The following is a 12807-nucleotide window of genomic DNA, read 5'->3' as shown; positions in this document are numbered from 1 at the left end:
GCTGCGATTTTCCCGGTTAAACGGGGTGTTTCGCCAACAAAATGCCGGGTCAGCACACGCTCCCCGGCATTTTTGTTAATTGTTCTGGTAGATATCTTTGTACAGACGGCTTTCGAAACGCACCAGCGGAATGCGGCGATTACGTTGATCCGCAGGTTCAACCGCATAGCCGGAGAGATACTGCACGAAAGCCATCCGCTGACCGCTCGCGGTGGTGATAAAGCCCGCCAGGTTATACACGCCTTGCAAGGAACCTGTTTTGGCCGAAACTTTGCCGTCTACACCCGCTTCATGCAGGCCTGCTCGATACTGCAGGGAGCCATCATAGCCCGCCAGCGGCAGCATTGAGATGAAATTGAGCTCGGTGTCATGCTGCGCAATGTATTGCAGAACTTGCATCATTGTGGCTGGCGCCAGAAGGTTATGCCGCGACAAACCGGAACCATCAGCGATGATGGTGTTACCGAGATCGACGCCAGCTTGCTGGCGCAGGATCTGCCGTACTGCATCCGAGCCTGCTCGCCAGGTACCCGGTACACCAAAACGCGCATGACCAATCATACGAAACACTGTATCAGCGATCATATTGTCTGATTTTTTCAGCATCTGCTTTAGCAGATCGTGAAGCGGCACCGACTGTTTGCTGGCAATGACAGTGCCGGCCTCGTTCTCTTGCGTTTGACGCAGCAGTGTACCGGTATAAGTGATGCCGGCATCGTTTAATTCTGCTTTCAGAATCGCACCTGCGTAACTTGCACCGTCCTGAATAGCGAAAGCCAGCGGGAGCGGGTCGGCACGCTGCGGCAGGCATCCCGTTAGTGTAAAGCGATTTAAATCGCCAGGGACGACATCCAGTTCGCAATACTGCGCCTCTGCGGAGCCGCGCGCGAGTGTACGCACCTGGCTGAACATATTCACCGGATAATAATTCGCGATGCGGATATAAGCCAAATCGCCTGGTTTTTGCGCGCTGTAGAGCGAAATCGAGAAGCAGTTACGATCGATAATCGCTGCAGCAGGTGGTGCGCTAAAGCACTGCGTCATGTCGTTCCACGGCCAGCCAGGCGCTTTATCATGGCTGGCAAAAATAGAGGTATCGACAAGCACATTACCTTGGATTTTCTGCACACCTGACTTTTTCAGCGCCGCGACCATATTACGAATATCCTGACGTTTTAGCGTCGGATCGCCGCCAAATCGCGCAATTAAATCGCCTTTTAGCGTACCGTTCTCGACAGAACCTTTGCTTTCCAGGGTGGTTGTAAAGCGAAAGTCCGGCCCAAGTTGCAACAGGGCGGCCAGGGCGGTGATGACCTTCTGTGTGCTGGCTGGCAGCGCCATTTGTTTACCGTGGTAATCAATTTCTGGCGCCTGAGCTCCGACTTTTTGCACTATCAGCGCCAGGTTTGCACCATCCGGCAATTGGTTTATGTATTCGTCTACATTCGCGGCCTGAACGTTCAGGGCTATACTTGTGGTCAATCCGATGATAAAGCTGGAAAATCGCATAATCTCGCGCTAGGAAGCAGTAAACAAGCCGTCATACTACGGCGCAACGACCCGGAAAGTAAACGATGACCCATAGTGAACTTCCGGGTAAAATACGTATCAAATTGAAAAATTGCGCTGACCTGGGGCTTTGTCCCCGGGTCAGTTTTCTTTTGCTCCTGCCCGACGGTATATGCCGGTGTACGGGGGAGGTAGATCAGATGGGGTGGGTTACCGCTCCCTACAGGAATGTTCAAGAGGTATAACAATGCAAGCTATTCCGATGACCTTACGTGGTGCCGAAAAATTGCGCGAAGAACTGGAGTTTCTGAAATCCGTTCGTCGCCCTGAAATTATCGCCGCCATCGCGGATGCCCGCGAACATGGCGATCTGAAAGAAAATGCGGAATATCACGCAGCGCGCGAGCAGCAGGGTTTCTGCGAAGGGCGAATTAAAGATATCGAAGCAAAACTGTCTAATGCGCAGGTAATCGACATTTCTAAAATGCCGAAAAGCGGTCGTGTCATTTTTGGCTCCACCGTCACGGTATTGAACCTCGATAATGACGAAGAGCAGACTTATCGCATTGTTGGCGATGATGAAGCCGACTTTAAACAGAACCTGATTTCAGTCAATTCACCTATTGCCCGCGGCCTGGTAGGTAAAGAACAAGACGATGTGGTGGTGATTCGCACGCCGGGCGGCGAAGTGGAATACGAAATTATCAAAGTGGAATATCTTTGATGTTTGCATTCGCGTCGATTGTTGACGGATTGTAAAGAAAAGAAAAAGGCCGCACTGCGGCCTTTTATGAATTCCAGGAGCGTGGCATTTTGCACGTCTGCTGGCGGAAACCCCTCGTTTTACACAGATTTTGTGTTCAATTCAGGATATCCTTAGCGTGGCAGTGGAATTTTACGCTCTGCGGTTGGGCGATAAAGCACCAGCGTTTTACCGATGACCTGTACATTGCAGGCGCCGGTTTCGCGAACGATAGCTTCCACGATCAAGGTCTTAGTTTCTCTGTCTTCAGAGGCGATCTTCACCTTGATAAGTTCATGGTGCTCTAGCGCTTGTTCAATCTCGGCCAGTACCCCTTCGGTCAAACCATTATTGCCAAGCATAACTACTGGCTTGAGCGGATGTGCCAGACCTTTCAGGTGCTGTTTTTGTTTAGTACTCAGATTCATCGTATATTTTGCTTACGTTGGGATTGAAAACGGGTCATTCTACCGCCATCTCCACTATATCGCCAAATTGCGCGTCGAAATTTCTCGATGTCGACGATGAACCCAGATGGAAAGTTAAATGACAGGTAAAAAGCGTTCTGCCAGCTCGAGCCGCTGGCTTCAGGAACACTTTAGCGATAAATATGTTCAACAGGCGCAGAAAAAAGGGTTGCGTTCCCGTGCCTGGTTTAAACTTGATGAAATACAGCAAAGTGACAAACTTTTTAAGCCGGGTATGACGGTTGTCGATCTGGGCGCTGCCCCAGGTGGATGGTCGCAATATGCGGTCACACAGATTGGTGGCAACGGACGTATCATCGCTTGCGATCTTTTACCGATGGATCCAATCGTTGGTGTGGACTTCCTTCAGGGCGATTTTCGTGATGAATTAGTTCTGAAAGCGTTACTGGATCGCGTTGGCGACAGTAAAGTTCAGGTTGTCATGTCAGATATGGCACCGAATATGAGCGGCACGCCTGCTGTTGATATCCCCCGTTCCATGTATCTTGTGGAGCTGGCGCTGGAGATGTGCCGTGATGTGTTGGCGCCGGGCGGAAGTTTTTTAGTGAAGGTGTTCCAGGGCGAAGGTTTCGATGAGTATCTCACCGAAATTCGCTCCCTGTTTACGAAGGTTAAAGTGCGTAAACCGGACTCTTCACGTGCGCGTTCACGTGAAGTGTATATTGTAGCGACCGGGCGAAAATGATACCCCGTCGATTTCGGCCTTTGGTTTGAAAGAGATGGGTTATGTTGTATCCTGACGCTGTTTTTAACACAGTTGTAATATGAGGTTAATCCCTTGAGTGACATGGCGAAAAACCTAATACTCTGGCTGGTCATTGCCGTCGTGCTGATGTCAGTATTCCAGAGCTTTGGGCCCAGCGAGTCGAATAGCCGTAAGGTGGACTATTCTACCTTCCTGCAAGAGGTCAACCAGGACCAGGTTCGCGAAGCGCGTATCAACGGACGTGAGATCAACGTTACCAAGAAAGATAGTAACCGTTACACGACTTACATCCCGGTCCAGGATCCGAAACTGCTCGACAACCTGGTGACGAAAAACGTCAAGGTTGTAGGTGAACCGCCTGAAGAGCAGAGCGTGCTGACGACTATCTTCATTTCCTGGTTCCCGATGCTGCTGCTGATTGGGGTCTGGATTTTCTTTATGCGTCAGATGCAGGGCGGCGGTGGCAAAGGTGCCATGTCGTTCGGCAAGAGCAAGGCGCGTATGCTTACGGAAGATCAGATCAAAACGACTTTCGCTGACGTTGCCGGTTGCGACGAAGCAAAAGAAGAAGTTGGCGAGCTGGTTGAATATCTGCGTGAGCCGAGCCGTTTCCAGAAACTGGGCGGTAAAATCCCGAAAGGCGTCCTGATGGTCGGTCCTCCGGGTACGGGTAAAACGCTGCTGGCGAAAGCGATCGCCGGTGAAGCGAAAGTGCCGTTCTTCACCATTTCCGGTTCTGACTTTGTAGAAATGTTCGTTGGTGTTGGTGCATCTCGTGTGCGTGACATGTTCGAGCAAGCGAAGAAAGCAGCGCCGTGCATTATCTTCATCGATGAAATCGACGCCGTAGGCCGCCAGCGTGGCGCGGGTCTTGGCGGTGGTCATGATGAGCGTGAACAGACGCTGAACCAGATGCTAGTTGAGATGGATGGTTTCGAAGGCAACGAAGGTATTATCGTTATTGCCGCGACTAACCGTCCTGACGTACTCGACCCTGCTTTGTTGCGCCCGGGGCGTTTTGACCGCCAGGTTGTTGTCGGTCTGCCGGATGTTCGCGGCCGTGAACAGATCCTGAAAGTCCATATGCGCCGTGTGCCGCTGTCGCCGGATGTTGATGCTGCAATCATCGCGCGCGGGACGCCAGGCTTCTCCGGTGCCGATCTGGCGAACCTGGTCAACGAAGCTGCGCTGTTTGCCGCTCGTGGTAACAAACGCGTCGTGTCGATGGTCGAGTTTGAAAAAGCGAAAGACAAAATCATGATGGGTGCTGAACGCCGCTCCATGGTGATGACCGAAGCGCAGAAAGAGTCCACGGCATACCACGAAGCAGGTCATGCGATTATTGGTCGTCTGGTACCGGAACACGATCCGGTGCATAAAGTGACGATTATTCCGCGCGGCCGTGCGCTGGGTGTGACGTTCTTCCTGCCGGAAGGTGATGCGATTAGCGCCAGCCGTCAGAAACTGGAAAGTCAGATTTCAACGCTGTACGGTGGTCGTCTGGCAGAAGAGATCATTTACGGTGTTGAACATGTTTCTACCGGTGCGTCGAACGATATTAAAGTCGCGACTAACCTGGCGCGTAACATGGTCACCCAGTGGGGCTTCTCCGACAAACTCGGTCCGCTGCTTTATGCGGAAGAGGAAGGCGAAGTTTTCCTGGGCCGTAGCGTTGCAAAAGCGAAACATATGTCCGATGAAACCGCACGAATCATCGACCAGGAAGTGAAATTGCTTATTGAACGTAACTACAATCGCGCACGTCAACTGCTCAATGAGAATATGGATATTCTGCATGCGATGAAAGATGCTCTGATGAAATATGAGACCATCGATGCACCGCAGATTGATGACTTGATGTCACGTCGTGATGTTCGTCCGCCAGCAGGTTGGGAAGAACCTGGTGCGAACAACTCTGACAATAATGGTACGCCGCGAGCGCCGCGTCCGGTTGATGAACCGCGTACGCCAAACCCGGGCAATACCATGTCAGAACAGCTGGGCGACAAATAAGTATTTGCGCTGATGATCTGCTTTTAATGAAAACCCCGGGGCTTGCTCCGGGGTTTTTCTTTTAATTTCTAATCGCCACAACCTCAGGGATTTTTAGTCATGAAACTCCATGCTCAGGGCTCAACACTGGATTTGTCTCACCCCCATGTAATGGGCATCCTCAATGTAACGCCGGATTCTTTTTCTGATGGTGGTGCACATAACACATTGATCGAGGCGGTGAAGCACGCGAACCTGATGATCAATGCGGGGGCGACAATTGTGGATATCGGTGGGGAATCGACGCGTCCTGGGGCGGTCGATGTTAGCGTAGAAGAGGAACTTGAACGCGTAATCCCGGTCGTTGAAGCCATCGCACAGCGTTTTGAGGTATGGATTTCCGTCGACACATCTAAACCTGAAGTCATTCGCGAATCAGCGCGAGTAGGTGCACACATCATTAATGATATCCGCTCATTAACAGAACCGGGCGCGCTGGAAGCTGCTGCACAAACCGGACTGCCGGTTTGCCTGATGCATATGCAAGGCCAGCCAAAAACCATGCAGGAAGCGCCGAAATATGATGATGTGTTTGCCGATGTGAATCACTTTTTTATCGAGCATATAGCACGATGCGAACAGGCTGGGATCTCAAAAGAGAAATTGTTGCTCGACCCGGGATTCGGTTTCGGTAAAAATCTGTCCCACAATTATGAATTGCTTACCCGCCTGGCTGAGTTTCATCATTTTGGATTACCTCTGTTGGTCGGAATGTCGCGTAAATCGATGGTCGGCCAGCTACTTAATGTCGGCCCCTCCGAGCGGTTAAGCGGTAGTCTGGCTTGCGCAGTGATCGCGGCAATGCAAGGCGCACACATTATTCGTGTTCACGATGTAAAAGAAACAGTAGAAGCTATGCGGGTGGTGGAAGCCACGCTGTCAGCGAAGGAAAACAAACGCTATGAGTAATCGTAAATATTTTGGCACTGATGGTATTCGCGGCCGTGTGGGCGACGCACCGATCACCCCAGATTTTGTACTAAAGCTGGGCTGGGCTGCCGGGAAAGTACTGGCGCGCCATGGATCGCGTAAAATCATCATTGGTAAAGACACCCGCATTTCGGGTTACATGCTGGAATCCGCTCTGGAGGCCGGTCTTGCGGCGGCTGGTCTTTCCGCGTCCTTTACCGGACCAATGCCAACGCCGGCGGTAGCCTATCTCACGCGCACATTCCGAGCAGAAGCGGGAATCGTGATTTCGGCTTCGCATAATCCTTTCTATGACAATGGCATCAAATTCTTCTCTATTGACGGCACAAAACTGCCGGATGCAGTAGAAGAGGCGATTGAAGCCGAGATGGAAAAAGAGCTTACCTGCGTCGACTCCGCCGAGCTGGGTAAGGCCAGTCGTATTGTTGATGCCGCTGGACGTTATATTGAGTTTTGCAAGGCGACGTTTCCGAATGAACTGAGCCTGAATGGGTTAAAAATCGTGGTTGATTGCGCTAATGGTGCGACTTACCACATTGCACCGAGTGTTTTTCGCGAACTGGGAGCGAAGGTTATTGCTATCGGGTGTGATCCGGATGGCGTGAACATCAACGAAAAATGTGGCGCGACGGATGTGGCCGCGCTGCAGCAGCGCGTTCTGGTTGAGAAAGCCGATTTGGGCATTGCCTTTGATGGTGACGGTGACCGCGTCATCATGGTCGATCACGAAGGTAACAAGGTCGATGGCGATCAAATCATGTATATCATTGCCCGCGAGGGGCTGCGCCAGGGGCAGCTGCGCGGTGGCGCAGTTGGCACTCTCATGAGCAATATGGGGCTTGAACTGGCGCTTAAGCAACTGGGCATACCCTTTGCTCGCGCGAAAGTGGGCGACCGTTATGTGCTGGAAAAAATGCAGGAGAAGGGCTGGCGCATCGGCGCTGAAAACTCCGGTCATGTGATTTTGCTGGATAAAACGACGACCGGAGACGGTATCGTGGCCGGTTTGCAGGTGGTTGCTGCAATGGTACGTAACCACATGTCTTTGCATGATTTATGCAGCGGCATGAAGATGTTCCCGCAGGTGCTGGTGAACGTGCGTTTTACTGCAGGCATTGGCGATCCGCTGGAAGACGAGACGGTCAAAACGGTGACGGCAGAAGTGGAAGCGACACTGGCTGGCCGCGGTCGTGTGCTATTGCGTAAATCCGGTACTGAGCCGTTAATTCGCGTCATGGTAGAAGGGGAAGACGAGGCGCAAGTGACATCGCTCGCGAATCGCATTGCCGATGCAGTTAAGGCTGTAAAATAGCGCGATAAGTGCTTAAAAAGGCGGCTATTGCCTCTTTTTAGTAGCCAGAGATCGCAATTTTGCTGTTTTTTTCCGCACTTGATGAAATGCACTTAAATTGCCCTTGCGAAGGTCATTCGCTTTGGTTAGTATTCACACCCGCTTCAGTGGGAAAGCAATAAATATCCCACTTTTATTGGTTTGAAGCATTGGCTGCGGCAACCCCGCAAGGAACAGGTTGATTATGTACGAAGCTCTTTTAGTTATTTTCCTTATTGTGGCGCTGGCTCTTGTAGGCCTGATCATGCTGCAGCAAGGTAAAGGCGCTGACATGGGAGCCTCCTTTGGCGCTGGCGCGTCCGGTACGCTGTTCGGTTCAAGTGGTTCTGGTAACTTCATGACCCGTGCGACAGCTGTGCTGGCAACTCTGTTCTTTATTATTAGCCTTGTGCTGGGCAACATTAACAGCAATAAAACCAATAAAGGAAGCGAGTGGGATAATTTGAGCGCACCGGCGAAGAGTGAACAAACTCAGCCTGTAGCTCCGGCACAGCCGAGCAGCGATATCCCGCACTAAGAAGTAAGTCGTGCCGAGGTGGTGGAATTGGTAGACACGCTACCTTGAGGTGGTAGTGCCCGATTGGGCTTACGGGTTCAAGTCCCGTCCTCGGTACCAATATTCCGGAAAAAGACATCGCAAGATGTCTTTTTTTTGCCTCGCATTTACTCCATTGATGATCATTGCCAAACCTTCAACCTTCAACCTTCAACCTTCAACCTTCAACCTTCAACCTTCAACCTTCAACCTTCAACCTTCAACCTTCAACCTTCAACCTTCAACCTTCAACCTTCAACCTCAAACCTCAAATCCTTTCTATGTATTCAGAAGGTAATTGCTTCACAACTTATTAATTCTACGATTAATACAAGAAAATCGTCCTGAGCAAGGCGCTATCCTGCTAGCCATTAACAATGGCTAGTTAAAGGGCAAGATAAAAACGCATTAATTTCATATTAATCTTTAAAATCATTGACATATGTCATTATCAAAAATTTATTTACTGGTCTGAGGAGTAAAATTGATCAAGATTCGGTTTTTAATTATTTATTAATCTTCATCTCTTCGGTTGCTTTAATTTCGAGGCGTGATTATCTTTGCCTCGTTTTTAGCGTTGTCTGGATACCGAATATGTATTGCGTATATTTATTAAAAAAGATTGCTCCATTTTCTCTGGCTCTTATTTTTGGGTTGAAAATGCCTGCAGCTTTTGCGCTTCCTGAAATTGGAATAGGAAGCATGTATGACATTATGTCACCTGAATCTCAGTCTATTAATAAGCGTATTTATAATACCGGGTCGTCAACGGCATTTGTCCGGGTGGATATGTTGGAAGTTAATATTCATAAAAGCGGGAAAGTTGTTGAGTCGCCAGTTAAAGAAGTTTCTGGTAATTCTTTGCAAAAAGAAAGACTCATTGTCACACCACTGCGTATGATTATTCCGCCATCCGGCTTTCAGTCGGCTAGATTTATGTGGCCGGGCGACCGAAATGTCGAAAAATATTACCGTGTACGATTTGTCCCAGTTCTTCCGCAAAAGGATGATGGTTTCGGGTTAAGTGGTAAAGAAGTTGCTGATTACCGTAAAAAGGCATTAACGGCCGGGCTGAATGTAATGGCGGGCTATGGCACGTTGGTTATTGTGCAGCCGTCGAAACCGATTTTTAATACTCAGGTTGAATCGTCACTCCCTGAGGTTATTCGGGTAACAAACAAAGGCAATGCCACGATTGTTCTCGAAGATATTCGCAGTTGCACTTCAGTTGGTACAGAGTGCAGCAGCGCTACGCGCCTTTTTCTACTACCAGGTAAAAGCAAAGCAGTAGAAAAAAGTAAAGGGCGTACTACCTATTTCACCCTTATCGAAGGGGAAAACCGAAAGAAACTACGTTTCTAGTATTACGCAGTAAGTTGTAAATAAGCAGCATGCTTTTTATATATCAAATTAAGGGACTTGCCATGTTATCTCATAAAATCGCGAAAGTTTGTTTAATCACTAGTGCTCTGTCTTTATCCGTGTTCGGTAGCACAGCAGCAATGGCTGTTAATCAGCAAAGCTATACTATTGATGTCTACGCTCATATTCCTAGTGATGACTTTCAAATTGAACCTGTAGAAAGTGGATGGATCCATCAAGCTCAGGAAATTGAATATGATCTTACTACCTCTAAACTGAAAAATTTTGAGAAGCAATTTCAGTATAAAAATATTTCTGGCGGTATTCGTGCAACATTGACAAATACGGATTCCAACGGTGAGACCATTTTATCTAACGGTTCAGACACTATTCCGCTTAAAGTGGAATTCAACGGCGTTGAATTAAGTGATACCGCGAAGACTGTAGTCGATGCGACTGCGGCACAAGCAGGTGGACGTACGATGCTGCGCATTAGCCAGAAAGACACTCAGCCTCTCGCTGTGCAGGGTGATTTTACCGGGCAGGTTGCCATGATTTTCGAAGAAGAGATTGTTACTCCTTAATTCTTTTCGCTTAATCATTTAAAAGCTTGTCACTGAATATTATGAAAATATCATTAATCTTTCTTGCTGCTGTTCCATTCATTGTTTCGGCAAATGATATGCAACTGGCTGCTAACATGAAAGGATTGCCAGAAGATTTTAAGCGGTATTTTTATAATTCTGAAGTTGTCGTTCAGGTATATCTGAACGACAACTACATTTTCGATGCCAGCGTCTCTCTTAAAGAGAATGGTGACATCAAACTTCTCCGCATCATTGAAGAACAACAGAACAGCGATCCAGAAACCAATACGGTTTGGTCGGATTTGCTCAGTAAAGGCGTTTCGGTGGGGAAATGTACCGTATCCTGTCCATCAGGGCTGATGCAGGTAGAATATTCGCTGGAGAACTCAGCGTTAAAACTTTATACCACCAACTACGAAACCAGCCAGGTTGCAGGTAATTATCTTGCCGTGCCTGAAGATACGCCCGCTGGGCTAATCATGAATAATGATGTCTCGTTTTCTGAGGCTGCAGCAATGCGTAGTTGGGGGATCAACTCCTCACTCACATCATCACTTGGCGGATGGAGCCAACTGGCTGCATTTCAGTCATCGGGTACAAGTGGTCGCTACCAATACAACAGCTCCAGTCTTTATCAACTCTTTACGCAAAAAGAGCTGCAGGGCAGTTTTATCCGGTTGGGACTATTCACTCCGGACAGCGATACCGGGAACGTGCAGGCTTCCGGGTTTGGCTACGACACTGTTGTTGGCGGTATGTGGGGAACTTCTGATGCGTTGCTTATGACTTCCGATAGCGTCAGCGCCTGGCCTGTTTACGTTACAGGGCGCAGCCAGTCAATTGCGGAAGTCTGGCGAAATGGACAAATGATCCGTACCCAGCAACTTCAGCCGGGAGTGCAGGCGCTGGATACTCGTCCGTTGCCTATTGGTATCTACGATATCACTATCAAAATCATTGAGAACGGCCAGGTTGTCGACACGCAGGAAGCGCAAATTTTCAAGTTGCAGGGGTGGAGCAATCCAAACCAACGCTGGCGTATGAATCTGTGGAGCGGGCAGCGCCGTACCCTGGCAACGGGTGATATGAATACGGTAGACGGTAACCCTTTCGCGATGGGTGGTGGCCTGGAGTTATTGGTTCATCCCCAGGCGACCGTGGCATTTACTGGCGCAGCCACAGCAAAAGATCGACATGTGCGAACGCGAGCCAATATTACGCTTTCGCAAAATGACCGATTGCTTGCGCAATATACTGTCGGCAATTCGGAGCACCAGGCTAACCAGGATACAGACATCCGTTATTACCGTAATTTGTACGCCGGTGGCACAGCCAGCTTTTTCTGGCGTTCAACCCTCACCGATGTTTACGGCCACCGGGTTCGTTCGCGTCAGAAGGGGGAGACGTGGGGGGCGTCTTTATCATCAAGGTTGCCGTGGTCCTCATCGTTGATTCTGAACACACAATATATGGATACGGTGTGGCGTAAAGGTGTGGCCGCAGATGTCGCGTTATCAACGCAAACTCGCTTTTATGACCGTAGCATGAGTTTTCGGTTGGGCATGTACGATCGACCAGGATTCAACGACAAACGCCGCGATCGCGGAGTGTCATTCAGCGTGTCGATTGCGTTATCCCCTTCCAGTGATCACTCTGTTTCCTTGAGCACAGGTATGGAACAAGCGAAGAGCTATTCAAGCTTACAGTATCAGTGGGAGCCAACGGAAAAAGAGACCATCCGTAGTTTAGGTGGAGGGGTTTCCTGGAATGCGGCTGAAACCATGCTTAACGGTAACGGGGCGATAGATACACCATGGGTAAATGGTAATTTCTATGCGCAACGCGGGCTGCAGAGCAAAATCAATACTGCTGGTGCTAACCTGAGCCAGGCGTTGGTTATCGGCGGCGGTAAGGTCGCTTCGGTCAACGGTAACAATAGCGGTATGGAGTCTGCTGTGATTGTTGATGTGGATGCCGATGATAACGAGACCCGCATTTTGGCATCCGGCAGCATGAGTGAGACCAGCCTTAAACCGGGCCGGAATATTTTGCCCGCTGAACTGTGGAAAAAAAGCGACATTCAGTTTAGCGCGCGGGGCAGTGACAGTGTGCAGGTATTCCCTGAACGCCAAAGTGTCCAGATGAGCCGTGGTAGCGTGCAGTACGTGAATGTCAAAACGGTGAAGACGTTTACGCTGGTTGGCATGTTGCAAGATGAGCAGGGTAAGGCGGTTAAAAACCGTTACGTCAGAAGTGATGTTGGCGGAAGTATCGTAAATGCGGAAGGTGTTCTGACGCTGGACACGGGCGTTGCTAATCGCTTGCTTACCATACAGGCGGAAAACGGTTTACCCTCGCTACAGTGCGTACTTCCTTCCGGGCTGGATAAGAATAAAAAGGTGCAGTTTATCAGTGCCGTCCGCTGCCAGATTGCGAGCACAGTAGAGAAGTAATGTGTCTTAAGGCAGACTGAATTCTGGGGGCTCTTTCCGGTCGCGAGATATATAGCGTGTGTACGGCGGCGGTGGAATAAATCGTGCCTGCG

General features: G+C 49.6%; 11 protein-coding genes and 1 tRNA gene. 10 read left to right on the top strand and 2 right to left on the bottom strand.

Annotated features, from left to right (window positions below; translation table 11 throughout):
• Positions 1-75: 75 nt before the first annotated feature.
• Positions 76-1509 (bottom strand): serine-type D-Ala-D-Ala carboxypeptidase, encoded by a 1434-nt coding sequence (gene dacB, locus E0L21_RS06355; RefSeq protein WP_131407791.1) that lies wholly within the window; start codon positions 1507-1509, stop codon positions 76-78.
• 247 nt (positions 1510-1756) lie between these two features.
• Here dacB and greA point away from each other — a divergent pair, with 247 nt between their 5' ends.
• Positions 1757-2233 (top strand): transcription elongation factor GreA, encoded by a 477-nt coding sequence (greA, locus tag E0L21_RS06350; protein ID WP_131407789.1) that lies wholly within the window; start codon positions 1757-1759, stop codon positions 2231-2233.
• Between the two features lie 152 nt (positions 2234-2385).
• Here greA and yhbY read toward each other — a convergent pair whose 3' ends face one another.
• A complete protein-coding gene (yhbY, locus tag E0L21_RS06345) occupies positions 2386-2679 on the bottom strand; it encodes a ribosome assembly RNA-binding protein YhbY (protein WP_131407787.1) in 294 nt (97 codons plus the stop codon).
• A gap of 118 nt (positions 2680-2797) precedes the next feature.
• On the opposite strand from yhbY, the gene rlmE reads away from it, so the two are divergent.
• The 9 genes from rlmE (at position 2798) to E0L21_RS06295 (ending at position 12715) form a co-directional block, all read left to right on the top strand.
• A complete protein-coding gene (gene rlmE, locus E0L21_RS06340; protein WP_020455430.1) occupies positions 2798-3424 on the top strand; it encodes a 23S rRNA (uridine(2552)-2'-O)-methyltransferase RlmE in 627 nt (208 codons plus the stop codon).
• Between the two features lie 102 nt (positions 3425-3526).
• On the top strand, positions 3527-5458 hold the full coding sequence (gene ftsH / locus E0L21_RS06335) for an ATP-dependent zinc metalloprotease FtsH (RefSeq protein WP_131407785.1): 1932 nt from the start codon (positions 3527-3529) through the stop codon (positions 5456-5458).
• A 99-nt stretch (positions 5459-5557) separates the two neighbouring features.
• Positions 5558-6406 carry a dihydropteroate synthase gene (gene folP / locus E0L21_RS06330; protein WP_131407783.1) on the top strand — a complete coding sequence of 283 codons (849 nt, stop codon included), beginning with the start codon at positions 5558-5560 and terminating at the stop codon, positions 6404-6406.
• Positions 6399-7739: a phosphoglucosamine mutase gene (gene glmM / locus E0L21_RS06325; RefSeq protein ID WP_131407781.1), complete on the top strand. Its 1341-nt coding sequence runs from the start codon at positions 6399-6401 to the stop codon at positions 7737-7739. Before folP ends, glmM begins: the two co-directional genes overlap by 8 nt.
• 223 nt (positions 7740-7962) lie before the next feature.
• The gene (secG, locus tag E0L21_RS06320; RefSeq protein ID WP_131407913.1) at positions 7963-8295 is read left to right on the top strand and encodes a preprotein translocase subunit SecG; all 333 of its coding nucleotides are present in this window, start codon (positions 7963-7965) and stop codon (positions 8293-8295) included.
• A 12-nt stretch (positions 8296-8307) separates the two neighbouring features.
• Positions 8308-8394 (top strand) — tRNA-Leu (locus E0L21_RS06315).
• 540 nt (positions 8395-8934) lie between these two features.
• Entirely contained in the window at positions 8935-9675 is a 741-nt protein-coding gene (locus tag E0L21_RS06305) for a hypothetical protein (protein WP_456237411.1), read from the top strand.
• Between the two features lie 62 nt (positions 9676-9737).
• A complete protein-coding gene (locus E0L21_RS06300) occupies positions 9738-10259 on the top strand; it encodes a CS1 type fimbrial major subunit (RefSeq protein WP_131407775.1) in 522 nt (173 codons plus the stop codon).
• A gap of 116 nt (positions 10260-10375) precedes the next feature.
• A complete protein-coding gene (locus tag E0L21_RS06295; RefSeq protein WP_235855207.1) occupies positions 10376-12715 on the top strand; it encodes a TcfC E-set like domain-containing protein in 2340 nt (779 codons plus the stop codon).
• Positions 12716-12807: the final 92 nt, after the last annotated feature.

It is taken from the genome of Kosakonia quasisacchari (genome assembly GCF_004331415.1).
Classification (GTDB): Bacteria; Pseudomonadota; Gammaproteobacteria; order Enterobacterales; family Enterobacteriaceae; genus Kosakonia; species Kosakonia quasisacchari.
The sequence above is the reverse complement of the archived record's forward strand: the minus strand, read 5'-3'. Positions and strand labels throughout refer to the sequence as shown.